This is a genomic window from Vibrio zhanjiangensis (assembly GCF_030161235.1).
GTDB classification, from domain to species: domain Bacteria; phylum Pseudomonadota; class Gammaproteobacteria; order Enterobacterales; family Vibrionaceae; genus Vibrio; species Vibrio zhanjiangensis.
This window is the reverse complement of the sequence record NZ_BSPW01000010.1, coordinates 1-25,969: the sequence shown is the minus strand read 5'-3', so window position 1 is coordinate 25,969 and position 25,969 is coordinate 1. Positions and strand designations below refer to the sequence as shown.

The following is a 25,969-nucleotide window of genomic DNA, read 5'->3' as shown; positions in this document are numbered from 1 at the left end:
TCGAATTTTTATATGTTTTTTTACAAAATTTCAGAATTAGTCTCGTGTGATTCAGTTCTAGAATGAAGATAATCTGGACTTACGTAATGTTATTCTTACTAAAGGTTTTTTATGACTGGTCCGGTTACAACTTCAAATATTACTTCTACCACTGCAGCGGTAAACCAAGGCCCTACTGATCACCAATTTGGCTTTTCAATAAAAAAAATAGTCAACCTATTGACTGAAAACCTGCCTTCTTTCCCAAATTTAAAACCTAACAAATTTGACAATAACATGCCCACATCATTCTCCGGTGAAGTGAATGAGTCAAATCTAAAGTCAATGTTGTCAGAATACTCAGAAGGAAAGGGACCGTTCGGTCAGGGCTCTGACGGATTTCATCAAATGATAAACTCAGGCAACGAATTTAAGTGGGTTTTAAACCGTAAAGGATTATCGATAATCAGTCCTGAATTAAAGCACTCTGTAGCGGCAGGAGGAGTCAGCGTTATATCCGCTGGAACTGGAAAGCTCATTGAGTCAGGAAAAATATGGATAAATAACGATACTGGTCACTATAAGACTACAATTAAAAGTCTATCTTCTACCTTACCTTCGTGGAAAGAAGTCGGCTATGAGGTTGAAATCCGAGAAAGACGGGATTTCGCTGCTGCATTCAAGAACTTTTAGTCTGATCGTAAAAGGCAAACGTTCTGGTGGTGTATCCATGCGACCCTGAAAGCATGGACCGTGTAATTATCATGGTGGTCATTACACGGTCACAGGCTTATAGACTAGCAGAGCTAGCGGTTAATCAACCATATCACCGTCAGAACTGGTCATGCATCAATTTTGCAAATCTATCAGCTTTGGCTCTTGGCTAAAGTTCCCCATCGCTGGGTCCGTACATGCTTTGAAGTTCTTACTGTGATTGACTTCAATACGACCAGCAGCTTGAAGAGAAAAGTCACTACTTGTACTAGAAGTAATCAAAATATCATACCAATTGTGATTTTTGGTTTTATAACGGATATGCTCCACTTTGCCTGATTTAATCGTCAAGGTCTGCGACTTTTTGCCATAGACATTATCAGCAATCGTAATCTCTTGCGCTAGCTTGGAACGATTTTCAATCTTGATCGATAGATGAGGCTCAGAGCGACCCACTCTATTTTTCTTGTGCTCAATACTGATATGTGGCATCTCTTTGTGCTCTAAAGTATTTCCCTTAACACGACGAATAAAACCATTAGGTCCAAAAGTCATAAGGTCGAAATCTTTATGTTCCCCAATATTCCACTTATCTGACACTGTCTGCTCGAGCAAATTGCTGTCTTTCCCACCCACTGTATATTGACGGGGCATTGTCATGTCATAGGGACTGCCTTCGGGCGCTAGAAAATCATTTTGTTCTGGCTCATTTTTGGCGAGATAGTTGTAGGTTTGATAGACAATACCTTGTTTCCCCAAATTGTAAAACTCCAGCTCAACGGTGCTGCTGTGAAAACTGATGTCGACTTTCGGCTCATAGGGCAACTGGCATGATGGCCGCGAGCCACCTTGTTCAACAATAGGTAGACCAACGAGGTTCATCTGAGGTTTTTTCCGTTTGCCATCGTTTGTGTATCCTGACTCACCGGCATGTTTTTTCTGCGCGTCTAAAGCTGCCTGATATTTTTTTTCTGCCTCTTTAAAGGATACGCTTCCAACTTCGTCAAAATTATTGTGTCGATGGGCAAAGTCAAAACAGCTTGTCATATCACCACATACACTTCTTCGCCACTCTGATATATTGGGTTCTTCTACACCTGTGACTTTCTCCAAAAATTGCAACACGGACGTATGATCAAATACCTGTGAGTTAATATTGCCTCCGACACTCCATGGAGAGACCACATAACAAGGTACCCGAGGCCCCAGCCCATGTGAGGCATTGTTAACAAAATCAGCTACATCTTTAGCAAGAGAAATTCCACTATCAAACTTACGATAATCAACATCATAGTAATATTCATTGTTTGTACTTACATTAGACTTCCCATAAACCATTCCACTTGGTGTTTTATGCGGTACAGACGGTGGAGGCATATGATCAAACAAGCCATCATTTTCATCAAAGTTAATAATAAAGACGGTTTTAGCCCACACTTTGGGATCAGAGGTTAGAATATCCAATACTGCTGAGGTGTATGCAGCTCCTTTCGTCGGTGTAGAGCCTGATGGATGCTCAGAAAACTCTTGTTCTGTGATGATCCAAGTTACCTTAGGTAGCCCTTCATTGTATAGGTCCTGGAAAAGATCGATTGAACGTTTGTTTCTATCGTAGTCTTCACCAATGCCTTTTTGGAAAATGGGATCGTCTTGATTTTCGTTGTTTGCTTTAATAAAACGGCTAAAACCCACTAGTGGATTATCACCAAAATTGTTGTTTCGATTTTGCAGTACTTTCCAAGAAACTCCGGCTTTTTCTAACCTTTCAGGATATGTTTTCCAATCATATCCATCTTTTATGTCTACCCAACTGTCGTGACTATTTGTAATGGCTGGGCCATGCTTTTTTTGGTGTGGATCGATAGTACCTGACCAATGCATGACTCTGTTTGGGTTGGTACCTGTCTGTGTCGAGCAATAATAAGCCTCACAAAGTGTAAACGCATTGGCAAGCGCAAACTGAAATGAGACTTCATTTTCCGTGAAATATCCCATGGAACGATCCGTTTTATGGGGTAACCATTGGTTCATTTTTCCATGGTTATACGCATATTGTGCGTTATTGTAATAGTGAGGTGTTCCAGCAAAGTATTCATACCCCATGTCTTTGTCAGTATTAAAATACCAAGGTAACAAGGTTTTTTTATAGGTTTCGTCTTTGTCAGGATGCGCATTGTGCTGATTCCAAACAAAGTCCCCATTGGACTGAATCAAAGGAAACCGATCGGCAAAACCACGCACCCCTGGCATGGTCCCAAAATAGTGATCAAATGAGCGATTTTCCTGCATTAAAATAACAACATGCTCTACATCCTTTATTGTTCCATGCTTACGATTTGCAGGAATGGACAACGCCTTTTCAATGCTCGCAAATACGCCTGATGATGAAGTAGCTGCCGCTGCACCAACTCCGATAGCTGCAGTATTTTTGATAAATGAACGTCTATTACAATTAACCATAATTAGCCTTTACTTAATCCTTAAAGAAGCGGGTTTGATGTCTGCAAATCACTCTAGAATGAATAAATGACACATTAGTTAACGTATTGTTTCTGTGCAGATACTGACAGAAAGTTAACCTTTCCCAACTCATGCAAAGTTTCGGTAAAAACCCGCTAACTTACATCCCTACTCCCAAAAAAACACACTCATCATTCAGATGTCATAATGGTATGAATGCTCTTGTAACCACATCTGCTGGTTGTAAGTGAATGAAACATTAGACTTTTACCACCGACTTGATGTAGCGTGGTGGCATTTTTGGGCCAAGGCTCATGTTGGAGGCAAAGATTTATTTAACTTTTGGGGGAAGAATTGGTTTCTTATAGCTTATCAATCGTTAAATCACGGCTGACACAAGGCCTTAGCCTTGATAATACAACCTCAAGTTTTGCGATGATCGCTGTACTTGTGCTTTTTTTTATTGTTTTTCCTCAGTGGAGCATCCGTTATCTTGCGCATTTGACCCAATACGCGATTGAACAGTTTGGTCTCAGCCTAGTCGTGTTCGCTAGCGCAATGGTACTCCTCAGTCTTTGTATTAGTTTAAGCCCCCTTGGAAAACAGCGCCTAGGGGGAGAAGCATCTACTCCCGAATTCAGCACATCAAGCTGGCTGGCCATGCTATTTACAGCGGGCATGGGCTCAGGCCTTATTTTCTGGGGAATTGCAGAGCCTTCTTTTCATGCTTCTAACTTACCCAAATTCGCTCAAAACTTGGGAGATGATGTCGACACAGCATTAGCTTTAACCTACTTCCATTGGGGGCTGCATGCATGGGCAATATACGCGATATCAGCTCTGGCCATTGCATGGTTTAGCTACAATCGAAAACGTACCCTGCATATATCCGCGGCATTCACTTCCCAGCCTAAAGGCAGCCTGTACTCTGTCTTTGACTGGATGGCGGTAATAGCCATCATATTTGGTGTCGCTGGAACCTTTGCCAATGCCATTGCTCTTATCCAAACAGGCCTAGAGCAGACGTTATCAAAGCCGGTTAATTCCTTCGCCTTTCGCTACAGTTTACTCATAATGATTGCATTCCTATTTACCGGCTCTTCTCTGCTTGGCTTAAAGAGAGGCATCAAGTGGCTAAGTCTTTTCAATACATTAGCTATGCTGGCTATGGTCACAGCCGTATTTCTTTTGCTCGATCCAACACAGACCGTAATTAGAATGGTAAGTTCATCAGTTAGCTATATCGAACTGCTTCCCAAAGTGTCGTTTTTTATTGAGCCACAATCTCGAGATTGGAGCCTTGGCTGGACAGTCACTTATTTGGTTTGGTGGATTGCCTGGGCACCTTTTGTTGGGCCTTTTATCGCAAGAATCAGTAAAGGCAGAACAATTCGGCAGTTTTTAGCGTGTGTCGTTCTTGTGCCATCACTCGCCTCTATTATTTGGTTTAGCACCTTTGGGGGTGCAAGCCTCGACAGTATATTCAGTACACAAATTGTCGCTTCAGTTAACGAAAACTATACCCAAGGTTTATTTGTATTCTTTGAACAATTACCTATGAGTAGAATGTTCGCAATGACAGCCCTTATCTTGTTGGTCACTTTTATCATCACCAGTGCTGACTCCGCTTTATTGGTGTGCGCAATGTTAACGAACACCACTAGCAATAAAGCAAAGGTATTATGGGCTGTTATTCTAGTACTACTTTCAACTGCACTGCTGTACTTCAATGATGTAGATCTCAATAAGCAAGTGGCTATTGCCGGAGCTATACCCTTTACTCTTGTGATAATATTACAAGTTGTCGTTATGCTAAAAGATATGTTAGATAAATAAAACCGACAAATAAAAAAAGTTAAGCCGATATTATGTAGAGGGTATTTCTAGGTAGAGTGAATTGGAAAATATTTTACAACGTATAGCGAGTTATTCATATTTAATTTTATATTTGCTCAAATCAACACAAAAAATAATTATTCTGTCCGTTGACAAAAAACGTGCCAAATAAGAGCATTAACACTTCCAAATCATTGAATTATAACAACTTCAGGAGTGTTTTATGAATAAGTTTTTACTCGTCATTTTATGTTTGTTTTTGCCACCGGTAGCTGTCTTATGTAATAGAGGATTGGGAAAGGACTTTTTTATTAGCTTTGTTTTAACCTTGTGCTTTTTTATTCCAGGAATCATACATGCATTTTGTGTAACCATGGAAGTCGGTAGAAAAAGACGACGCAGATAAATCTCAACTACATAGGGACTAATAAAGGCACTTACCTAATTTTTTATTGAGGCAGTGCCTTTTAAATTTTTAGTCTTGTTCTTTAAAGGATTGCATAGCCTGTAGATGATGAGATATTTTCTTGAACTTATGGGTTTGTATTTCATCCCAAACAATAGGGTAGTATTTTTCAAGCTCTGCAGCAGTTTTTAAGTTATCGTGAACTTCATCGTTTTTCGAGAGGATAACTAAACAATTATGCTTATTTTTTGTACGAAACTCTTGAACACACTTGGTGGCAATATCTTCGTACTCTTCAGGTCTATCAATACGCCCCTGCATTGTAAGCTCAGGGTGAAGATTGGGATTAAAGATCACTTGTTTTATCCCACATAAGAAACCTATTCTCTCAGACCAATACCCACCCAACCCTACTCCACATATTATTGGGTTATTATCACCAGACTGCTCAATCGCTTTGTAAACTTCTTTGAGAAGATGTTGCATATCATGCTTGGGATGCAATGTACTGTAGTTAATAAAACGGACATCTTGATCAATAAACTGCAATTGCAGGACTTTCTCGTGATTTCCAGGGCTCGTGGAATCAAACCCATGTAGATAAATAATCATTCTAATATCCTCAGTTTTCACCCTATAAATCTAACACATATAATAGGGTTATTAAGCGAAGTAACTCCAAAATATCATCAGAAGTTTATTTATGAGGATTGAGAAGTTAATGAATAACAAAGCGTTTGAGCTTCCTCTAAGTACTTATCATGCCCTTTGAGCTGATGGGCTAAAAGATACCATAGCATCGCCAGCACCTCTGCTCTTGGCTTCCAAGCCATAACACCAGTCACCCAATCGTCTACGTTTTCAATGTTTCTCAGCTGGCAGTATCGATAAACCGATTCCAATGGCTTTTCACCCGTCACACCAATTGTCATAGCGAGGTCTAGTCTTGGATCTGAAATACAGGCATATTCCCAATCAATTACTTTAATCCCCTCTGGATGTTTCACCATATTGTACCCAGCCAAGTCAAAGTGACACAGTGAATGAGTCACATTGTCTATGCTTGGCACACTCCGCCACTGTTGGTATAAATCTCGATATTCATCTAACTGCAAGTCTTCACGTAACACCATCCAATAGTGATCCACCCGAGCGGTAAAATTGAATGGGGCGATCGGTACTTTAGTGATATCCAAGTTATGGATCTTGACGAGTGTTCTCAATATGGATTCAAACGGCAAACCATCAGCCAATGACTCTCCTTCAATCCATTCAACCAATAGACCATGTTCATTAAGATATATTGGTTTTGGCGCGATATTGGTATCTTGAATGAGAGATAGAATTTGCTGCTCGTGAAACCGAGAAATGGAGAGTGCTTTGGTAATATGTGTACTGGGCCGCCAAACGAAGCAATCGCCACCTTGAGTTTTCACTTTCCAGCAGCGATTGGTCAGTCCTCCGATCAATGTTTGAGCATATTCCGGAGCGAGTGAAAAGAAGTGATCCAATGATCTCAACGATGTATCAAGCTGACACGCTTCATGCCACGCCATTATAGCCATCGATCACTCCTACTAAAAAGTTACAGACCTAAAAAGCTTTTCGATTCTTGTTTACGGATTTCTGTTTCATCCGCCCACTCGATCAAGCCTGTTTTGAGGTCCATCAAACGCATTGTCATCTTATAGTATACATCTTTATCACTGCCTCCGGTTTTGGCAATGCTGGATAGATTTCCATACAACATATACTGTGCTCCCACCATCTGACCAAACTGGATAGCAGTGCTTTGATTCACAAGTTCATCATTGTTCTGGAAGTTTAGCTGTTCACGAACCGCTTCAACACGGTCCATATCAACAAAGCGGAATTTGCCCGAATTTAGCATCTTAGTGCTAATTGTGTCGGTAATTGATTCTGTATCAATGTGCTCACTGGTCTTGTTCTTAATTTTTTCGACAAAGACGATTGGACGAGAGTTACTTGTGATAGCGGCGACAGACCCTGACATCATCATGCTGTCAACCATCTCTCCAGCGATCTTTTGCAGATCCGTTGAGCCAAAATCAATTGTTGTTGTCTCAACAGCTTGCGCATCACCATAACTGACTTTATTAGAACAGCCGCCAAGTATTACCGCTAGGCTAAGTAATGCAATCACACTTTTATTCATTGTTAGTTCCTCAATTTCATATATCTGTTAATTGTTTAATAGGCAAATACCGAGATTTTAGCGCTTAGTTGTCACTTTCACGAATCTGAATGCGGAACTGTGTACCATTCGGATTTACTGAAACTTCTGAGATAGAGATCGTTTCCATACCACGGACAACAGTCTGTTTCCAAGGTCCAAGTTTAGTATTGACCTCTAAACCACTATCGTCGTACCAATAGAAACGGTATTGGATATGTTGATCGCCTTTATACTGGCTGGTGACCTTTACTAAACCTCGAGCACGCCCATCAACCTGAGCAGTCGAGATATCATCGATATGCAGACGACCTGCCAGTACGTTATCACCAAACAAAACTGTTTGTGATGCTCCATCGATTCGTAAACCAGCAGTATTATTCGAACAACCCACCACCAATAATCCAGCAAACGCTGCTATAAGCCACTTTTTCATCTAATATTTCCTAACTGTTTATGCCATATGATGGCACTTTCTCCCTGACGAGAGACCCAAACCAAAGCAGTGTGACCTGCTTTCAACTCAAACTGATAATCTTTGTGGTTAAGTGTGACAGTCTGAAGCCCTGGCTCAACTATCACACTGCTGCTTTTTATCTGCCCAGGCAGCGTTAACCAGCTTCTCGTATCCGGTTGCTCGGTTAGCGTATTCCAAATATTGACCAATGCATTCCCAAGCTGATCTTCATTGGTGGCATTCCTGCGCAATTCGTCTTTCGCCCATACACGCAACGCTTGACGAATAATAATTGCCGGCATTCTTTCTGATAAATCATACTGAGCCATCGCATTGACATCCGTCATCAAATCGCTGTTTAGCTTGGTTTGATTGAGCTGCATCACTGGGAAAGATTCGACATTATGGTTTCCGTAATGAGGCAGAGCTATTGTATAGAGCGCAACGTTGCCAGCACTATCAAACAACGGAAGGGTTTGCTTCCACCCCTGTAATGCATCGACAACGCCCTGCTCTTCAATCACTATCACTCTGGATTTGTCTTTTTCGATAAGACTAGCTTTGCCATAACGTTTCTCCAACAGAGCTAAGTCTTCATTCATACCTAATCGCTTCGCTACACGTTTAGCTCCATCGATAACAGCCGCGTTATTTGGCATCACAGCTAAAGCACGGCGATAATCAACATAGGCGTCATTGAGTGACTTATCCGCCTCATACAGGAGTGCCGATAGGTATAGCAAATAACCATTCTGGACCGCTTGAAGTGTTTTCCCCGCATCAGGATAGTTCGATAATACACTGCCTATATTCGGGGTTAACCCCTTTGATTGCATATCTTTTTGGGCAGACTCGAGTTCCTTTTCTCTTTCTTTTCTCGCTTGCTCTTGTACCTGATTTGCGCGACGCATTTCGATGATGGCACCTTCGAGATTATTGTCTTGCAAATAGTTCAAACCAAGATATAAATGCAAAAAGCCAAGCTCATAGTCCGCAGGCCGATAAATATCTAGGTTATCATTGACAGCAAGAGAACCAATACTTGTCGCCGTCTCTGAAATCGATATTGTGGCTTTATCTTGCTGAATTCTTACCGCTTGATCACTTGCTTCAAAGGCAGACTTACTCTCATCGTACCGCTCATTAAGCAAGTAGACACGACCTTTTTCCATATTATCAAGAATATCCCCAGCAACTTGCTCAGGTAAGGCCTGTTCAGCCTCATTATACTGGCCTTCTTTTACTGCTTGATAAAGCTCTTTGTTTTGCGCACTGTAATGGCTAAACAAGTTGCCTGCTGAGAAATTTGCGCAGGCTGAAAGAAGCGTTGAGCCAAATACCAATAAGGTGAGTCGAACGTGTTTTTGCACTTCGTGCTCCGAATGAGTTGTGAGAATTTTATTATCGTCGCTTTGACAGTGGCAATCATCAAAAGTTTACATGACTGCCGTAATTTTTATCTATACGCCAAATTTAATTGACCAACATTGGCCCGAGCGGCCGACCGCCCACTAGATGCATATGAATATGATAGACTTCCTGCCCACCATGGGAGTTGCAATTTACTATCAAGCGATAGCCATCTTCAGCGATACCTTCTTCCTTCGCCAGTTTTCGTGCTACGGTAAACATTCTACCCATGGTCAACTCATCTGAATCTTCAAGATCGTTCGTAGTGGGAATCAGCTTATTCGGAATAATCAGGATATGACTTGGCGCACGCGGATTAATATCTCGAAAGGCTGTCACAAGGTCATCTTGGTACACCACATCGGAAGGGATTTCTCTACGAATGATTTTACTGAATATGGTCTCTTCAGCCATGAAGCACTCCATTACTTTTTATTAGCGTCAAACAGTGTCAGGGAGTATGCGCTAAGCACAACAAAATCACAATAAAAACAGTGTTCACAATATTGTGATTGAATGATATTTATCACAAGACCTAAGCTTAGAATAGTGCATTGATAAAAATAGTAACCTATTTGAGGCACAACTCTGTTTGGTACGATGGTGACTCAACGTTTTAAACAGTGTAACAACCTCTCAGCGAAAAACACCCACCTAAATGCGTATATGTGGGCTACTCTATTTGTCAGAGCTATGCAAATTATCAACTGTTGGGCATGAATTTAAATTTTTGACTCTTGTTTTTTATCCTCATCATCTTTATATGGGTAATAGGGCTTGCCAAGATCTATCTCACACTTTTGCAAGCCAACTATGAGGAAATTATATGGCAGTCCACGTTGGCATCATCGACCAAGACCCTATCCGTTTGGTTACTCCATTGTTGGATAACCGTACCACCAGCAACCACATCATTTTTATTGGTGTAAAAAGCCAGATAGCCATGTATGAGAGACTTAAAAGTGTCCTTGCCAAACGAGACATTACATCGGATTTTTTTGAAATCCCCAATGTTGCCAATACATCACGAATTAAACGAGCTATCGGCATTTTAGCCGATGATCTTACCGCCCGTGGTGAGGAAGTTAAATTAAACGCTAGCTGTGGATTAAGACATCAGCTTTTGTCTGTTTATGAGGTATTTCGTACGTTTCACTGGCCTATTTTTGTCGTCGAACCTAACACCGATAGACTATGCTGGCTGTATCCAGACGGTAAAGAAGATACGCAACTCGAAGACCGAATTACTATCGATGACTACCTCACTGTATTCGGTGCACGAGGAGAATTTAATCAGCAAGAACTTCCCGCTACATTAGATCAAAAACTTTATAAACTTGGCGAGCGATGGGCGAGTAATGCACTCGAACTCGGACCTGGGCTTGCAACGCTCAACTATCTGGCAACGACATGTCGCAAAGAGCAAAAGCTCAATGTCGAATTGTCAGAAAAACAGCAAGGTTACCGAGAGCTAAATATGCTTCTTGCTGATTTGGTTGAAGCACAAATTGCGAGTTATCAAGATGGGATACTTACTTTTGCCAATGAAGACGCACGTCGATTCTCAAATGGGGAGTGGCTAGAAACCTTAGTTCATAGCACGGTTCGTGAAATTCAAAAAGATATCCCTACAATCCAAGATCATTCACTCAATGTTCAAGTTTACCGGCAACTTGGAGACCGTGAAGTTCGCAATGAGCTGGACGTAGCGTCAGTCGCAAACAACAAGCTGCATATCATTGAATGCAAAACCAAGGGCATGCGCGACGATGGGGATGATACTTTGTACAAGCTCGAATCTCTACGTGATTTACTCGGTGGATTGCAAGCTCGTGCTATGCTCGTCAGCTTCCGTCCTCTGAGGTACAACGATATCACTAGGGCCGAAGATTTAGGACTTGCCTTGATCGGACCTGAAGAGCTCAAGGATCTCAAAACGCACTTAACGAATTGGTATAGGGAAGCAGGGGGTTATGAAGATTGTGATATCGGCTAGGTAAGTTACCAACAAAAACAGACCACTTAGGTGGTCTGTTGTCTATTAATTGAAATGCTGTTACTAGCTATCATCTTCCGTAAAGCTTGTTGGTAACGAATTTTTCATTTCATTCCATATTTGCGCACTTTCCAAACCATAGTGGCGCACTACGACCAAGATACGATCTCGATTACCAGTTTCACAAACTTCTAAAAGATCTCGATAGAACTGCAAAGCCAGCGTTCTTGATGCCGGATTTGAGAAATAATAACTACCTACCCGATCATACAACTTTTTAAGGCCGTTAAAGATCAAACCATAGATCTGATTACCGGAATGAAAGGCCAATCGCTGAAAAAGCATATAATCGTAGAAGTTAAAGGTCTTTGCGATTAAGGTCGCGTGGCGCTTAACTTCATCTCGCTCACCATCGTCTTTGACAAACTGCTGAATTTTCTCCGCATAGGGCGATGAAGACATAAAATCTTCCCATGAATCTGCAGCAAGAAGGCTTTCACAAGACTCAATGACAGCACTGATCGTACGCTCAGAGCTTTCTTTGTTTGCTTTAAAAGCATAACGCATGAAAATCGGGCTGATGTTGGTCCGTGCTGCAAGCAGGTCTTCGACAATAGAAGTCGCGTTATCTGCATCCAAGGTCATCAATGTATCAAGAATGTGCAGCCCTGAGGTTTCCATAAACTGATTGACCTTAGTTGGCTTACCATGCTGAATGGTTAACCAACCATCACGGGCGAGGCGCTGTAACACCTCTCTAAGTGTAGTGCGCGTAACCCCTATCAATTCAGAGAGCTCACGTTCAGCGGGTAAAATAGAGCCGGGTGGAAAACGCCCTTTCCAAATACTCTCAATGATGTATTTTTCTGCAAAGCCTGCTGGGCTCTTTGCCTTAATGACCATTTATTTAGCTGTCCAATATTTTGATTTTTAGGGTCTAATAGTACTCATCATACCACTAGTTTTTGTGTATCGGAAACAAGACAATCGCAAACAAAGTGTAAAAACTCATATAGAGCAAATAATCTAATGTCAGTAATGCAATCACAAATTGAGTTTTCTATTTCAAAGCCTGATTAATTCACTATACTACCAAGCTTTATACTCATTACTTACTGTTTTTCTGGGTATTCATTACTTACATTTTTATTCAGTATTTGCAACTTATGAAAGCGAATTCTCGCTCAATTTTCACTAATAAATGACTTCTTTGGGCATTATGATACATTGTCTGAATGAATTGTTCTTTTTCATAACTCTTATATACTTTAACGTAATCAGGTTCGCGTTTTTGGACAAAAATACAGTGTGATTTTTATCATTAGCGTGTTTGTTATTGACTAAATTAACGTGAGGAGTAGAGTTGCGTCACATGTAACAAGCGCTTGTTTTTCTCAAGCTGTAACTTAGCTATAGTAAATAGAATAACTTAGCTATAGTAAATAGAATAACTTAGCTATAGTAAATAGTAAGAAAATGTCATTTGCTGTCTAAACTAAGGGTGAATAACGCCTGTTCAAACATTTTATGTCGCGAGCTAGTGGTTTCTCATCAGGAATAAATGCGAAATAATGTTAGGCAAACACCTAGTAACAAGCAGACATAATGTCTATTCATCACAACATATAAGAGTATCATTATCATGCAGATGTCGCTCGGGAATGCTTTCTTTAAGAACTTCTTAGGCAAAGCTCCAGATTGGTATAAACTAGCCATTGTACTATTTCTGGTGATCAACCCTATTGTTTTTTTCTTTTTGGATCCTTTCGTAGCTGGTTGGCTACTAGTCGCAGAGTTTATTTTTACCCTCGCCATGGCATTAAAATGCTATCCACTACAACCTGGTGGGCTACTTGCTATCGAAGCAATTGCAATCGGGATGACGAGCCCTGAGCAAGTAAAGCATGAACTTGTAGTTAACATTGAAGTGTTGCTACTGCTGGTGTTTATGGTCGCCGGTATCTATTTTATGAAACAGCTATTGCTCTTCATATTTACTAAGATATTACTTGGCATTCACTCGAAAAGCATGCTTTCTGTTGCTTTTTGCTTCGCCGCTGCTTTCTTGTCAGCCTTTTTAGATGCGTTAACCGTCATTGCCGTCGTGATCAGTGTCGCAGTCGGTTTCTATGCTATCTACCACAAGGTAGCTTCAGGGATCTCTCATGCTTCCCATGACCACACCAAAGATGACCACCTATGTGAACTCACTCGAGATGATTTGGAAAACTATCGCTCCTTTCTTCGTTCACTCTTAATGCATGCTGGTGTAGGTACTGCTCTTGGTGGCGTAATGACTATGGTTGGAGAGCCGCAGAACTTAATTATTGCCGATCAAGCGAGCTGGCAGTTTGGTGAGTTCATCATCCGTATGTTACCTGTTACTGCTCCAGTACTCGTGTTTGGCCTGCTCACTAGTGTCTTGGTAGAAAAGCTCAAAATCTGCGGATACGGTGCCGAGCTTCCCGGTAATGTTCGCCAAATACTCGTCGACTTTGACATCAAAGAGAAGGAGCACCGCACAAAGCAAGATATCGCTAAACTATGGATTCAAGGCATTATTGCGATCTGGTTGATTTTTGGGCTAGCGTTTCACCTCGCAGCCGTTGGATTGATAGGACTATCAGTAATTATTCTCGCAACAGCCTTTACTGGGGTCATTGAAGAACATGCTCTTGGCAAAGCATTTGAAGAAGCGTTACCTTTTACCGCTCTACTAGCCGTGTTCTTCTCAATCGTCGCTGTGATTGTTGATCAACAGCTGTTTAAACCTGTCATCGACGCGGTATTGCATGTAGAAGATAAAGGTGCCCAATTGGCGTTGTTTTATATCGCAAACGGCGTTTTATCTATGGTTTCAGATAACGTGTTTGTCGGTACTGTGTACATCAATGAAGTCAAAGCAGCGCTAGTAAAAGGTATCATTTCCCGAGATCAGTTTGATCTACTCGCTGTCGCGATTAATACAGGAACCAATTTGCCTTCTGTTGCTACACCAAATGGGCAAGCTGCATTTCTGTTCTTGTTGACGTCAGCGCTCGCTCCGTTGATTCGGCTATCTTATGGTCAAATGGTCATCATGGCACTGCCGTACACAATAGTCCTGACCGTAGTCGGCCTTGTTGGAATCGTTTTCTTAGTGGAGCCGATGACAGCATGGTTTTACGATGCCGGCTGGATAACCCAGCATTCAGGCCTGCCTATTCAAACAATGCCAAAAGCTCATTAATGACTAGCGTTGTTGCAAGCAATTAGCAGCTTCTGAGTCAATAGCAATAAAAGTTTTAGTTGAACGCGAAACTTTTACGCGGTAAAAAGCTCTGACTAGTCAGAGCTTTTTTTATAACAGGATAAATCTGTGAACATTCTTCGGACTCTCAATACTTTTTCCAAAACACGTCTTGCATGGCTTTTGTTACTCGCATCGGTCGTTTTTTTTGAAGCAAGTGCTCTATTTTTTCAACATGTTATGCTGCTATCACCCTGTGTCATGTGCATTTATGAACGGGTCGCAATGTTTGCCATAGGCGGGGCTGCTTTGGTTGGCCTAATTGCACCTAATCATCTTTTATGTCGGTGGATCGGACTGATTGCTTGGGGGGCGAGTGCTTATAAAGGACTGCAATTGGCGTTAGAGCACGTGGATTACCAATTTAACCCATCACCCTTTGCAACTTGTGACTTGTTTGTCTCCTTCCCAGACTGGGCGCCTATCAATCAATGGGTCCCTTGGTTATTCGAAGCTTACGGTGACTGTAGTGAGGTAGTTTGGCAATTTTTGGGCCTATCCATGCCACAATGGCTAGTGATCATCTTTGCCGGCAACTTGGTCGCTCTTGCAGGCATTGGGCTTGCTCAATTTGTGAGTGTAAAGAAGTAATCCATCACACAATTAGTATATTAAAAAAAAAGCAAGAGTTGGACGACTCTTGCTTTTCTATAAAATCCACCAATAACCTTTATCGACGACTAGTTAACCTCACGTCCTGGGGCTGGAGCCAATACTTCCCGATTTCCATTGTGTCCGGGGGCACTCACTATTCCATGAGACTCAAGCTGCTCAACAATTCGTGCTGCTCGATTGTAACCAATTTTGAAACGGCGTTGAACACCCGAAACAGAGCCTCGGCGGGACTGAACAACATGTTCGACAACTTGGTCAAACAGAGGGTCTATCTCTTCATCACCTTCCGGCTTTTCTCCTGGCAATAGAGCTTCTGGTCCTTGATCACCATGGGTAATTTCATCAATATAATTTGGTTTCCCTCTAGCCTTCCAGTTGTTAACCACTGCATGGACATCATCATCCGATGCAAACGCACCATGAACTCGTATTGTGTGACTAGAACCAGGTGGAAGATAAAGCATATCTCCCATCCCCAGCAAAGACTCCGCACCACCTTGGTCCAAGATAGTCCGCGAATCCGTTTTGGTTGATACAGTGAAAGCAACACGAGTTGGAATGTTGGCTTTTATCAAACCCGTGATCACGTCAACTGAAGGACGTTGAGTGGCAAGAATTAAATGAATACCCGCAGCACGCGCTTTTTGAGCAAGACGAGCAATAAGCTCCTCAACCTTTTTGCCCACGACCATCATTAAATCTGCAAATTCATCAACAATAACAACGATATATGGTAGTTTTTCCAGCAAAGGTGGACTCTCATCCATACTGTCGCCATCTTGCCATAGAGGATCATGTATTGGGTGGCCAGCTTTCGCAGCCAGCTTAAGTTTGTCGTTGAAACCCTTGATATTTCTAACACCAAGAGCAGACATCAATTTGTAACGACGCTCCATCTCTCCCACACACCAGCGTAGGGCGTTAGAGGCATCTTTCATATCTGTGACGACTTCAGACAGTAAATGAGGAATGCCTTCGTAGACCGAAAGCTCCAGCATTTTCGGATCAATCATAATGAAGCGCACATCCTCTGGGGTTGCTTTATAAAGCATGCTGAGGATCATGACATTCACGCCCACTGACTTACCTGACCCTGTCGTTCCCGCCACCAATACATGCGGCATTTTAGACAGATCTGCGACGACGGCTTCACCTGCAATATCTTGTCCTAATACCACTGTCGTTGGAGACTTAGCATCAACGAACTGAGAGCTGGCAACAACATCCGAAAAATAAACGGTCTGTCGACTCATGTTCGGTAGCTCTAGACCGACATAGGGTTTACCGGGGATGACTTCCACGACCCGCACAGCCATTGCAGAAAGTGAACGAGCCAAGTCCATCGATAGCCCAGAAATACGACTCACTTTCACTCCTGGGGCTAAATCGAGTTCAAATCGGGTGATTACTGGCCCTGGAAATATATCAACAACTTCTGCTTTGATTTTGTAGTCCGCAAGCTTAGACTCAACAAGTCTTGCAATATCTTCGAGAACTTGGCGATCGATGAAGTTTTCGCGTTTTTCAGGATGGTAGAGCAATTCGAGCGTTGGCATTGGTTCAGCAGGTTTAGGCAAATTGGTCTCTTGCTGAACAAGAAAAGGATTGTGATGCGCAATAACCTTAGCTTGAGCCTCGGCGACTATGCCCTGAAATGCTGCCACCTCTGTGTCAACAGCCTCGACTGGCTTAGGACTGCCAGGCTCTAATACATCAGGCGCTTCGTCTTCAGCAATGTCAAAGGTAGAGATCTTCGGCTCAGAAGCTTCTGATAAATCTTCAGAAGCAATCTGTTCGAGTTCATTGGGCTCTATTTTAGGATAAGGGACTGTTGCTTCATCCTCATCTGCTTCAAAAGGTGACTCTTTTTCAAATTTGCTCGTCTGAACTGCCTCTTTATCCACTGAGTTCGCTTGAGAAAACTCTGCGCTGGTATCAGATTGGGTAGACTCTTCTTGGCGTGCATAGTCGTTGTCGTATTGAGCCGCCGCTTCCAATTCTTCTATAGTTGCACCAAGTTGCCTGGCTCTCTCAGGAGCTGGTTCAATGTCTTCTGTAAAGCTTTGGGCTTTAGTTTCTACATGAAAAGCGGCCGATGGAGCTGACTCAACGTTGACTTCAGGCATGTGAATATTGAATCGCCTTGCCCTAGAGCCATCTACCCCAGGCACTTTACTTTCGTCGAGACCTTGTTCTTCTGTGGGCGAAGAGTCAAATACATCCGTCGTTAATAATTGGGGTTTAATAACTTCGTCCTTCTCCCCGCGCAATTTGTTGGCTAAGGCAGTAACCAACGTCATTGTCCACTCACCCAGTCGATCGACAATGGTTAACCAAGAAATTCCCGTCAATAATGTAAAACCAGCTCCCCAAAGAAATAGGAAGACCAAAGTCGTACCAAGGATATTTAGGGTTGGCAGAGCTAAGCTTGTTAAGACATCACCGACCACTCCCCCAGAAGAAAAATACCAAATATCGTCAAAATTGATATCTGCCAGTCCACAGCTGGTCAAAATTAAGACCGTTAACCCCAATAAACGGGTCCCCCAGAGGAGTAAGTCCACTGACTCGTTTTCTCGCCGATTTCTAAGAGTAATCCACGCTGCAAATACGGCAATAATGGGAATAGGGTAAGCTAATGAGCCAAAGGTAAAAAACAAAGTGTCTGCAAGCCATGCTCCGACAATACCACCCGCATTATGAATATCCTCCCCCCACGCAGTCTGTGACCAAGATGGATCGGCGGGGTTGAAAGTCAATAACGCCACTGACAACAAAATAGAAGTCAACACAATAACAATAAAGCAACACTCTTTTAGCCGCTGAGGACCATCAAGACGCGATACTTGTGAATCGTCTCCAGTTTTAATTATGGTTTCAACGCTGTTTTTGCTGTCTTTGAACATAACCCACTTATCGAATGCTTTGTGCTCACCTCAAAATACATAGCATGAAACACTAAAACATGCTTGCGTCGGTCAACACTGTATGAAAAAAATAGTCCGAGGAGCCGCGCCCCTCGGACCATTGATTTAACCATATCAGAACTTAAAACCCAATTACCTTAAGTCAGAATACAGAAAGTCCTACGCTAATACCTAAAGTTTAGCGGGTTTTGATCACTAACTGATTAGTTTGCTTCACTTCTTCCATAACGACATAAGTTCGTGTGTCGTTAACTCCGGGAAGACGTAAGAGTGTATCTCCAAGAAGCTTTCGATACGCACTCATATCCGAGACTCGGGTCTTAAGTAGATAATCAAAATCACCTGAAACTAAGTGACACTCCTGGATGTCATCAAGTTTCTGTACTGCCGCATTAAATTGCTCAAAAACATCTGGCGCACCACGGTTTAAGGTAATCTCAACAAAAACCAACAGTGACGCATCAAGATATTGCGGATTGAGTAGAGCTGTATAGCCCGTTATATACCCTTGACGTTCAAGACGACGAACACGTTCTAAACATGGTGTTGGCGAAAGGCCAACTCGCTTAGACAATTCAACGTTTGAAATACGACCGTCCTTTTGCAACTCATTCAGTATGTTGCGGTCAATACGGTCAAGATCCTTAGACGGCTTCTTATTGTTGTCTGCCATTTTTTATTCCACCTTATTACTTCCTTGCAAAAAAATATACTACAACTTTTTAATATTCAGTATCAAATTTTATTCGATCGTATCTATACTAGGCATTAATTCGACAGTATTACCCTACACATAGTTAATACAACCACTATAGTTAATACAACCAATATAAAATGAGGAGTTAGGATGATCATTGGCGTACCAAAGGAAATCAAAAACCATGAGTACCGTGTTGGCATGATCCCAGCTAGCGTTCGCGAACTAGTATCTCAAGGCCATCAGGTTTTTGTTGAAACCAATGCCGGTTCAGGTATCGGTTTTTCCGACGATGATTACATCGCTGTCGGCGCATCCATTCTTCCTACCGCTGCTGACGTTTTTGCGAAAGCAGAAATGATTGTAAAAGTTAAAGAGCCTCAAGCTGTTGAACGCGCAATGCTCCGTGAAGGTCAAGTGTTATTCACCTACTTGCACCTAGCACCAGATTTTCCACAAACTGAGGAGCTAATCAAGAGCAAAGCCGTTTGTATAGCGTATGAGACTGTAACAGATAACCTAGGTCGCTTACCACTACTTGCACCTATGTCTGAGGTTGCAGGTCGCATGTCTATCCAAGCTGGTGCGCAAACTTTGGAGAAATCTCACGGTGGACGTGGTTTGCTTCTTGGTGGTGTTCCTGGCGTTGAACCTGCTAAGGTCGTCATTGTCGGTGGTGGCGTCGTAGGTGCAAATGCTGCACGTATGGCGGTTGGCTTGCGTGCAGACGTGACCATTTTGGACCGTAATGTTGACACACTTCGTCGTTTAGATGAGGAATTCCAAGGCCGAGCTAAGGTCGTTTACTCAACTGAAGATGCCATTGAAAAACACGTATTAGATGCAGACCTTGTCATTGGTGCGGTACTGATTCCTGGCGCGGCTGCTCCTAAACTTGTCACTAAAGAGCACATTGCGAAAATGAAACCCGGTGCGGCTGTCGTTGATGTTGCCATCGACCAAGGCGGTTGTTTTGAAACTTCTCACGCGACAACACACGCTGACCCAACATACATTGTTGATGATGTTGTTCACTATTGTGTTGCCAATATGCCTGGAGCTGTGGCACGCACCTCTACATTTGCTTTAAACAATGCCACTCTCCCATACATTGTAAAACTGGCAAACAAAGGCTATCGTCAAGCCCTGCTTGAAGATAAAGGTTTCCTAGAAGGGCTAAATGTCATTCACGGTAAAGTGACTTGCAAAGAAGTGGCCGATAGCTTCGACCTAGACTACGTTGCTCCTGCTGACGCGATTGCAATGTTCAACTAAGCGGTTTGAACACAACGGAAAAGCGCTCATTTTGATGAGCGCTTTTTTTGTATTAATCGAATGGCGATAGACTAAGGCCTGTTGGATCTAAAACCAACGCTCAAGAGCACCTTGGTCTAGGTGACGAAATGCACGATTCAGTATTTGCGCTAATTCTTTGTACCTAGGTTTATTTTTGATGGGCTCCAAGGCGAAGCCGCTTTCTGCTATCTTTTGATGAATTTCTCGATACCACCCAGCTAGAGCAGGAGGAAGTTGAGTATTCGAACGGCTACCAAGCCACCACATTCCTTGAATCGGAAGGCTAATCGCAAACAGCGCAACAACCACTGCTTGAGGCATAGATTGATAGTTATTAAACACCATTTGTGTTAACACACTGATTGCCGCGATAGCGGGCATAGCTTTTGCCCCGAACTTGGTGGCTTTAATAATTCGCTGCTCTGGAAACAGAACACTGAGTTCCTTGCGCATAGGCCAGATGTCCATGTATTTTTGTCCATCACGAAGGTTATGCACTAAACCGACTTTGTTACTCATAGGGCTCTCTCACTACACTAACCTGCCTGCAATAGCCAAAAAAAAGTTTAAGAATTAAAAATAAATCGTAATAAGTTGACGAAAATTAATATTCTTTCAAATTTTTTTGTTATTATTGACTATAATCGTTATCCTTTGCAGACCTACTCTCTCATTGTTGCCGTTATTTTGCATTTAAGCAACTATTGAGACCTTTCTGCAGTGGATGCATGAGCAGTGACGGGCTTCACTGCTGTCTTTAAATACGGAAATTGACTTTTTGCTCAAGATTAGTACGCAGCTTAGTAAGGTTCGTCTATTCTTTTGATTGATTTTTATCCTAACTGATGATTACAGGTAACCACTCATGTCTAAGCTGGTTTTAGTTTTAAACTGCGGTAGTTCTTCCCTTAAATTTGCTATTGTCGATGCCGATAGCGGTAATGAGCACTTAACAGGCCTTGCCGAGTGCCTACACCTTCCAGAAGCTCGCATAAAATGGAAGCTTGATGGTAAGCACGAAGCTCAACTAGGCGACAACGCTGCGCACGATGAAGCACTCAAATTCATCGTTGAAACTATCCTCGCATCTAAACCAGAACTTGCCGAGCAGCTTAAAGCCATTGGCCACCGAGTGGTGCATGGTGGTGAGAAATTCACTCAATCGGCTTTGATTAATGATGACGTACTAAAAGGCATTGAAGATTGTGCAACCCTAGCACCGCTCCACAACCCTGCTGCGATCATCGGGATAAAAGCGGCACAAAAAGCGTTCCCTAACTTACCTATGTCGGCCGTTTTTGATACCGCTTTTCATCAATCTATGCCTGAGGAAGCCTACCTGTATGCCCTTCCATACAATTTGTACAAAGAGCACGGCATTCGTCGCTACGGTATGCATGGCACCTCTCATTTATATATTGCACGAGAAACGGCAAATCGCCTTGGTAAAGCTGAATCTGAGCTGAATATCATCAACTGTCATTTAGGGAATGGCGCATCTGTGTGTGCGATTAAGAATGGAAAATCGGTTGATACTTCAATGGGTCTGACTCCTCTTGAAGGCCTTGTTATGGGCACTCGTTGTGGTGATATAGATCCAGCGATCATCTTTCATATGCACGATACTTTGGGTTATTCAGTCGATCAAATCAACAATATGCTGACCAAGGAATCGGGACTGGCTGGATTAACTCAAGTCACTTCTGACTGCCGTTTCGTCGAAGACAATTATGGAACTAAAGAAGAAGCAACACGTGCGATGGACGTATTTTGTCACCGCTTAGCGAAATACATCGCAGGTTATACTGCAACACTTGAAGGCCGACTTGATGCTATCGTATTCACAGGCGGAATTGGCGAAAACTCAGGTCCAATTCGAGAAATGGTATTAAACCGCCTAAGTATATTTGGAATCAAAGTCGATTCAGACGCGAACCTAAAAGCTCGCTTTGGTGGTGAAGGTACCATCACAACGGCTAACAGTAACATTCCAGCTATGGTTATTTCTACCAACGAAGAGCTGGTCATTGCCGAAGATACCGCTCGCCTAGCTGGTCTTTAACAAAATTTGCTGGTTGGCTTATTCGTCGGCCAGTCTTCTTTCTAGGGGCTTAACTTTTATTCTAAGTGAGAACTATGAAGTTAGGCTTTGATTAAAAATAGCAGAAGGTATTCTACGAATGTCTCGTACTATTATGCTTATCCCTGCCAGCGCCGGTGTTGGCCTTACTAGCGTCAGCATGGGTGTTTTACGTGCTATGGAACGTAAAGGTGTTAAGGTTTCTTTTTACAAGCCAATCTGTCAGCCCCGAGCAGGAGGCGATCAACCTGACCTAACTTCAACGATAGTCGCACATAACAGCGATATGACAATTGGTCAGCCTCTAACCATGTCAGTTGCAGAAAATTTAATCGGCAACGATAACATGGATGAGCTACTTGAAACGATTGTCGAACGCTATAACAAAATCAACAAAGACGCTGATGTCACGTTAATTGAAGGCTTAGTTCCGACTCGTAAACATCCATTTGCTAACCAAGTTAACGCGGAAATAGCGGCAACACTTGGTGCTGAAATCGTTCTCGTTGCGACGCCGGGTACCGATAACCCTGCACAACTTAAAGAGCGTATTGAAGTCGCATGTTCGAATTTTGGTGGTACTAAAAATAAAAACATCTCAGGCGTTATTATCAATAAACTTAATGCTCCTGTCGATGATGCTGGACGCACTCGTCCCGATCTTTCTGAGATCTTCGATGACGCTGACAGCGCTCAACAAAATGAAATGAAAGTGATGGAGATTTTCAATACATCACCCATTCGTGTTCTTGGTTGCGTGCCTTGGAGTATCGACCTCATTGCAACTCGTGCTATTGATATGTCTAAACACCTAAAAGCGGACATAGTCAATAAAGGTGACATATACACTCGACGCATTAAAAGCATCACTTTCTGCGCTCGTTCACTGCCAAACATGATTGAGCACTTCAAACCAGGCTCCTTACTGGTCACTTCAGCAGACCGACCTGATGTCATTGTTGCCGCAGCATTAGCAGCAATGAATGGCGTTGATATTGGTGCGGTACTACTCACTGGTGGCTATGACATCCCTGAAGAAATTTTGGGCTTGTGTAAGCCAGCCTTTGATACTGGATTACCGATTTTCAAAGCGCAAGGAAACACTTGGCAGACCTCACTCAATCTTCAAAGTTTTAGCTTAGAAGTACCCGAAGATGACAAAGAACGTATCGAGTTTATTAACGAGCATGTCGCGGGCCATATTGACGGGAACTGGATTGAATCTCTCACCGAAGGCACGCATAAATCTCGACGTCTAAGCCCTCCTGCGTTCCGATACCAGTTAACAGAGTTTGCTCGCAAGGCTGGAAAACGTATTGTATTACCTGAAGGTGACGAGCCTCGCACGGTAAAAGCTGCGGCTATTTGTGCCGAACGTGGCATTGCGGAATGTGTGTTACTGGGCAATCCAAAAGAAATTAAGCGAGTGGCCGAGCAGCAAGGTGTCGAATTAGGCGCTGGCGTTCAGATTATCGATGCGGATGCAATTAGAGAAAATTACGTTGCTCGCTTGGTCGAGCTGCGAGGCGCGAAAGGCATGACAGAAGTCGTGGCCCGTGAGAAACTCCAAGATTCGGTATTCTTAGGCACTATGATGCTGGAGAATGACGAAGTGGATGGACTCGTATCTGGCGCAGTTCATACGACGGCCAACACTATCGTTCCCCCGTTCCAAATCATCAAAACTGCGCCAAACGCCTCTATCGTTTCATCAGTATTCTTTATGCTGCTACCGGATCAAGTTCTGGTCTATGGTGACTGTGCGATTAACCCTGATCCTACCGCAGAACAGCTGGCTGAAATTGCTATTCAATCCGCTGATTCTGCTGCCGCATTTGGTATCGAACCACGAGTAGCCATGATTTCTTATTCCACTGGGGAATCAGGTAAAGGCGCCGACGTTGACAAAGTTCGCGAAGCAACCAAGCTTGCCCAGAAGAAGCGTCCAGATTTGGTTATAGATGGCCCATTGCAATATGACGCTGCAATAATGGAGAACGTTGCAGCTTCTAAGGCACCTAATTCTCCTGTCGCTGGTAAAGCCACTGTCTTTGTGTTCCCAGACTTAAATACCGGTAATACAACATACAAAGCAGTACAACGTAGTGCTGACCTTGTTTCTATTGGCCCTATGCTACAAGGCATGCGTAAACCAGTTAACGATCTCTCTCGTGGTGCACTGGTTGATGATATTGTCTATACGATTGCTTTGACAGCGATACAAGCAGATCAAAAGCACGCATAGAGGAGTATGCCGAAAGACTAAAAAGCAGCCCATTGAGGCTGCTTTTTTCATTTACCGTCAGCTTACATTTTCCCTACCATGAGGAGAATTTAATTCAAGATCAGGACCTTTAGGTACAATTTGCACCGGATTGATCCCGGTATGACTGTAGTAATAGTGTCGTTTGATATGGTAAAAATCGACAGTATCAGCAATGCCTTCCACTTGATAGAGCTCTTTCATATAGCCATACAAATTCACGTAATCCGCGATACGTTTTTTATTGCATTTAAAGTGCCCAACATAAACTGCATCAAAACGAATTAGCGTAGTAAATAGTCGCCAATCAGCTTCAGTTATGATGCTGCCAACAAGATACCGGCTGGTAGCCAAGTGACTTTCAAGACGCTCAAGCGCATTAAACAAGTTATTGAACGCTTCTTCATAGGCCTCTTGAGTTGTGGCAAACCCGCACCGATAGACACCATTGTTGATGTTGGAATATATATAATTATTCCATTCTTCTATGGCAGACTTGTGCTCTTTAGGGTAATAGTCATCACTATTTCCCGTTATTGAATCAAACTCTGTATTGAACATTCGGATAATGTCTGCGGATTCATTACTGACTATTGTTTGGTGCTGCTTATCCCAAAGCACAGGCACCGTCACTCGTCCTGTGTATGTCGCTTCGGCCTTAGTATAAATTTGGTGCAGTCGAGTCAAACCATACAATGGCTCAGGTGTTGCTAGAATCCAGCCTTCATTCATCATGTCAGGGCTAACCACGCTCACATCAATATGATTTTTTAGGCCTTTAAGCTCGCGGAAAATAAGGGTTCGATGTGCCCAAGGGCAGGCAAGTGAGACATACAGATGATAACGTCCAGATTCAGGTTGATATTTGGCATCTGGCTCATTTCTGACCCAATCACGAAAGCCCGCATCCTCGCGAACAAACCTGCCTCCATTCTTAGCCGTGTCGTACCATACATCGTGCCACTTCCCGTCAACTAGCTTTCCCATTGATGATCACCTTCAATTAGTATTTGCTGCAACAAGTATAAAAAAAGCCAACCGATTCAAAAGTAGAATCCGTTGGCTCTGTTGTTCAAATAATTCGAATTAGCTTAGTATTGGAATGAGTTACACGCTTTCTAGCAAGCAAGATACAGCATGTATATCATTACCCTTAATGGATGGTTTAGTCTCCGCACAGGCCTGAGTCGCTTGAGGGCAACGAGTACGGAACACACAACCCGAAGGTGGATTGATCGGTGATGGCAAATCACCTTCTAACATTTCAATCTGCTTGCTGCGCTCTAGTAGAAGTGGACCCCAATGGTTGGACACATAAACTAATTCCTTAAGTGGTTGATCCAGCTTATG

The 25,969-nt window shown here is 42.7% G+C and carries 22 protein-coding genes; 9 read left to right on the top strand and 13 right to left on the bottom strand.

What is annotated here, in order from left to right; genetic code table 11:
• Window positions 1–111 precede the first annotated feature (111 nt).
• Window positions 112–672, top strand: a complete 561-nt coding sequence (locus tag QQK21_RS01885) for a hypothetical protein (protein WP_284190513.1) — start codon at window positions 112–114, stop codon at window positions 670–672.
• A gap of 156 nt (window positions 673–828) precedes the next feature.
• Here the strand turns inward: QQK21_RS01885 and QQK21_RS01880 are convergent, their stop codons facing one another.
• Window positions 829–3,153, bottom strand: a complete 2,325-nt coding sequence (locus QQK21_RS01880; protein WP_284190512.1) for a phosphocholine-specific phospholipase C — start codon at window positions 3,151–3,153, stop codon at window positions 829–831.
• A 354-nt stretch (window positions 3,154–3,507) separates the two neighbouring features.
• On the opposite strand from QQK21_RS01880, the gene QQK21_RS01875 reads away from it, so the two are divergent.
• Together QQK21_RS01875 and QQK21_RS01870 are read left to right on the top strand one after the other, a co-directional pair.
• Window positions 3,508–4,989, top strand: coding sequence for a BCCT family transporter (locus QQK21_RS01875; protein WP_284190511.1), 1,482 nt, complete (start codon window positions 3,508–3,510; stop codon window positions 4,987–4,989).
• A 223-nt stretch (window positions 4,990–5,212) separates the two neighbouring features.
• On the top strand, window positions 5,213–5,395 hold the full coding sequence (locus tag QQK21_RS01870) for a YqaE/Pmp3 family membrane protein (RefSeq protein ID WP_284190510.1): 183 nt from the start codon (window positions 5,213–5,215) through the stop codon (window positions 5,393–5,395).
• Between the two features lie 69 nt (window positions 5,396–5,464).
• Here the strand turns inward: QQK21_RS01870 and ycfP are convergent, their stop codons facing one another.
• The 6 genes from ycfP to hinT all read right to left on the bottom strand — a co-directional run bounded on the left by ycfP (window position 5,465) and on the right by hinT (window position 9,870).
• Window positions 5,465–6,007 carry an alpha/beta hydrolase YcfP gene (gene ycfP, locus QQK21_RS01865; protein WP_284190509.1) on the bottom strand — a complete coding sequence of 181 codons (543 nt, stop codon included), beginning with the start codon at window positions 6,005–6,007 and terminating at the stop codon, window positions 5,465–5,467.
• A gap of 89 nt (window positions 6,008–6,096) precedes the next feature.
• Window positions 6,097–6,960 carry a phosphotransferase gene (locus tag QQK21_RS01860; RefSeq protein ID WP_284190508.1) on the bottom strand — a complete coding sequence of 288 codons (864 nt, stop codon included), beginning with the start codon at window positions 6,958–6,960 and terminating at the stop codon, window positions 6,097–6,099.
• Window positions 6,961–6,980: 20 nt separating this feature from the next.
• Window positions 6,981–7,571, bottom strand: a complete 591-nt coding sequence (lpoB, locus tag QQK21_RS01855; RefSeq protein ID WP_284190507.1) for a penicillin-binding protein activator LpoB — start codon at window positions 7,569–7,571, stop codon at window positions 6,981–6,983.
• 64 nt (window positions 7,572–7,635) lie between these two features.
• The gene (locus QQK21_RS01850) at window positions 7,636–8,025 is read right to left on the bottom strand and encodes a YcfL family putative periplasmic lipoprotein (protein WP_284190506.1); all 390 of its coding nucleotides are present in this window, start codon (window positions 8,023–8,025) and stop codon (window positions 7,636–7,638) included.
• Window positions 8,022–9,416: a COG3014 family protein gene (locus tag QQK21_RS01845; RefSeq protein ID WP_284190505.1), complete on the bottom strand. Its 1,395-nt coding sequence runs from the start codon at window positions 9,414–9,416 to the stop codon at window positions 8,022–8,024. Before QQK21_RS01845 ends, QQK21_RS01850 begins: the two co-directional genes overlap by 4 nt.
• Window positions 9,417–9,519: 103 nt before the next feature.
• Window positions 9,520–9,870 carry a purine nucleoside phosphoramidase gene (hinT, locus tag QQK21_RS01840; RefSeq protein WP_284190504.1) on the bottom strand — a complete coding sequence of 117 codons (351 nt, stop codon included), beginning with the start codon at window positions 9,868–9,870 and terminating at the stop codon, window positions 9,520–9,522.
• Between the two features lie 412 nt (window positions 9,871–10,282).
• Here hinT and QQK21_RS01835 point away from each other — a divergent pair, with 412 nt between their 5' ends.
• Entirely contained in the window at window positions 10,283–11,452 is a 1,170-nt protein-coding gene (locus QQK21_RS01835) for a DUF1887 family protein (RefSeq protein WP_284190503.1), read from the top strand.
• Between the two features lie 63 nt (window positions 11,453–11,515).
• Here QQK21_RS01835 and fadR read toward each other — a convergent pair whose 3' ends face one another.
• The gene (gene fadR / locus QQK21_RS01830; protein ID WP_284190502.1) at window positions 11,516–12,355 is read right to left on the bottom strand and encodes a fatty acid metabolism transcriptional regulator FadR; all 840 of its coding nucleotides are present in this window, start codon (window positions 12,353–12,355) and stop codon (window positions 11,516–11,518) included.
• Window positions 12,356–13,094: 739 nt separating this feature from the next.
• On the opposite strand from fadR, the gene nhaB reads away from it, so the two are divergent.
• Together nhaB and dsbB are read left to right on the top strand one after the other, a co-directional pair.
• Complete coding sequence (gene nhaB, locus QQK21_RS01825) at window positions 13,095–14,681, top strand: Na(+)/H(+) antiporter NhaB (RefSeq protein ID WP_284190501.1); 1,587 nt, start codon at window positions 13,095–13,097, stop codon at window positions 14,679–14,681.
• A 129-nt stretch (window positions 14,682–14,810) separates the two neighbouring features.
• Window positions 14,811–15,332, top strand: coding sequence for a disulfide bond formation protein DsbB (dsbB, locus tag QQK21_RS01820; RefSeq protein WP_284190500.1), 522 nt, complete (start codon window positions 14,811–14,813; stop codon window positions 15,330–15,332).
• Between the two features lie 89 nt (window positions 15,333–15,421).
• Here the strand turns inward: dsbB and QQK21_RS01815 are convergent, their stop codons facing one another.
• The gene (locus QQK21_RS01815; protein WP_284190499.1) at window positions 15,422–18,262 is read right to left on the bottom strand and encodes a DNA translocase FtsK; all 2,841 of its coding nucleotides are present in this window, start codon (window positions 18,260–18,262) and stop codon (window positions 15,422–15,424) included.
• Window positions 18,263–18,461: 199 nt separating this feature from the next.
• Window positions 18,462–18,956: a leucine-responsive transcriptional regulator Lrp gene (gene lrp / locus QQK21_RS01810; RefSeq protein WP_284190498.1), complete on the bottom strand. Its 495-nt coding sequence runs from the start codon at window positions 18,954–18,956 to the stop codon at window positions 18,462–18,464.
• 174 nt (window positions 18,957–19,130) lie between these two features.
• Here lrp and ald point away from each other — a divergent pair, with 174 nt between their 5' ends.
• Window positions 19,131–20,255: an alanine dehydrogenase gene (gene ald, locus QQK21_RS01805; RefSeq protein ID WP_284190497.1), complete on the top strand. Its 1,125-nt coding sequence runs from the start codon at window positions 19,131–19,133 to the stop codon at window positions 20,253–20,255.
• A gap of 87 nt (window positions 20,256–20,342) precedes the next feature.
• On the opposite strand, the gene yfbV is transcribed toward ald, so the two are convergent.
• Entirely contained in the window at window positions 20,343–20,795 is a 453-nt protein-coding gene (gene yfbV, locus QQK21_RS01800; protein ID WP_284190496.1) for a terminus macrodomain insulation protein YfbV, read from the bottom strand.
• Between the two features lie 346 nt (window positions 20,796–21,141).
• On the opposite strand from yfbV, the gene QQK21_RS01795 reads away from it, so the two are divergent.
• Window positions 21,142–22,338 (top strand): acetate kinase, encoded by a 1,197-nt coding sequence (locus QQK21_RS01795; protein WP_284190495.1) that lies wholly within the window; start codon window positions 21,142–21,144, stop codon window positions 22,336–22,338.
• Window positions 22,339–22,456: 118 nt separating this feature from the next.
• Window positions 22,457–24,601 carry a phosphate acetyltransferase gene (pta, locus tag QQK21_RS01790; protein ID WP_284190494.1) on the top strand — a complete coding sequence of 715 codons (2,145 nt, stop codon included), beginning with the start codon at window positions 22,457–22,459 and terminating at the stop codon, window positions 24,599–24,601.
• 57 nt (window positions 24,602–24,658) lie between these two features.
• Here pta and QQK21_RS01785 read toward each other — a convergent pair whose 3' ends face one another.
• Entirely contained in the window at window positions 24,659–25,606 is a 948-nt protein-coding gene (locus QQK21_RS01785) for a glutathione S-transferase family protein (RefSeq protein WP_284190493.1), read from the bottom strand.
• A gap of 120 nt (window positions 25,607–25,726) precedes the next feature.
• On the bottom strand, window positions 25,727–25,969 hold a 243-nt coding region (locus QQK21_RS01780), incomplete at its 5' end, for an oligopeptide/dipeptide ABC transporter ATP-binding protein (RefSeq protein WP_348541455.1).

What these genes read in the sequence shown, in the direction of transcription:
- QQK21_RS01835 (WP_284190503.1), top strand. Translation starts at nt 10,283, where the DNA reads ATGGCAGTCCACGTTGGCATCATCGACCAAGACCCTATCCGTTTGGTT.
- QQK21_RS01880 (WP_284190512.1), bottom strand. Translation starts at nt 3,153, where the DNA reads ATGGTTAATTGTAATAGACGTTCATTTATCAAAAATACTGCAGCTATC.
- yfbV (WP_284190496.1), bottom strand. Translation starts at nt 20,795, where the DNA reads ATGAGTAACAAAGTCGGTTTAGTGCATAACCTTCGTGATGGACAAAAA.
- lpoB (WP_284190507.1), bottom strand. Translation starts at nt 7,571, where the DNA reads ATGAATAAAAGTGTGATTGCATTACTTAGCCTAGCGGTAATACTTGGC.
- pta (WP_284190494.1), top strand. Translation starts at nt 22,457, where the DNA reads ATGTCTCGTACTATTATGCTTATCCCTGCCAGCGCCGGTGTTGGCCTT.
- ald (WP_284190497.1), top strand. Translation starts at nt 19,131, where the DNA reads ATGATCATTGGCGTACCAAAGGAAATCAAAAACCATGAGTACCGTGTT.
- QQK21_RS01860 (WP_284190508.1), bottom strand. Translation starts at nt 6,960, where the DNA reads ATGGCTATAATGGCGTGGCATGAAGCGTGTCAGCTTGATACATCGTTG.
- QQK21_RS01885 (WP_284190513.1), top strand. Translation starts at nt 112, where the DNA reads ATGACTGGTCCGGTTACAACTTCAAATATTACTTCTACCACTGCAGCG.
- nhaB (WP_284190501.1), top strand. Translation starts at nt 13,095, where the DNA reads ATGCAGATGTCGCTCGGGAATGCTTTCTTTAAGAACTTCTTAGGCAAA.
- ycfP (WP_284190509.1), bottom strand. Translation starts at nt 6,007, where the DNA reads ATGATTATTTATCTACATGGGTTTGATTCCACGAGCCCTGGAAATCAC.
- lrp (WP_284190498.1), bottom strand. Translation starts at nt 18,956, where the DNA reads ATGGCAGACAACAATAAGAAGCCGTCTAAGGATCTTGACCGTATTGAC.
- fadR (WP_284190502.1), bottom strand. Translation starts at nt 12,355, where the DNA reads ATGGTCATTAAGGCAAAGAGCCCAGCAGGCTTTGCAGAAAAATACATC.
- QQK21_RS01785 (WP_284190493.1), bottom strand. Translation starts at nt 25,606, where the DNA reads ATGGGAAAGCTAGTTGACGGGAAGTGGCACGATGTATGGTACGACACG.
- QQK21_RS01795 (WP_284190495.1), top strand. Translation starts at nt 21,142, where the DNA reads ATGTCTAAGCTGGTTTTAGTTTTAAACTGCGGTAGTTCTTCCCTTAAA.
- QQK21_RS01850 (WP_284190506.1), bottom strand. Translation starts at nt 8,025, where the DNA reads ATGAAAAAGTGGCTTATAGCAGCGTTTGCTGGATTATTGGTGGTGGGT.
- QQK21_RS01815 (WP_284190499.1), bottom strand. Translation starts at nt 18,262, where the DNA reads ATGTTCAAAGACAGCAAAAACAGCGTTGAAACCATAATTAAAACTGGA.
- QQK21_RS01870 (WP_284190510.1), top strand. Translation starts at nt 5,213, where the DNA reads ATGAATAAGTTTTTACTCGTCATTTTATGTTTGTTTTTGCCACCGGTA.
- hinT (WP_284190504.1), bottom strand. Translation starts at nt 9,870, where the DNA reads ATGGCTGAAGAGACCATATTCAGTAAAATCATTCGTAGAGAAATCCCT.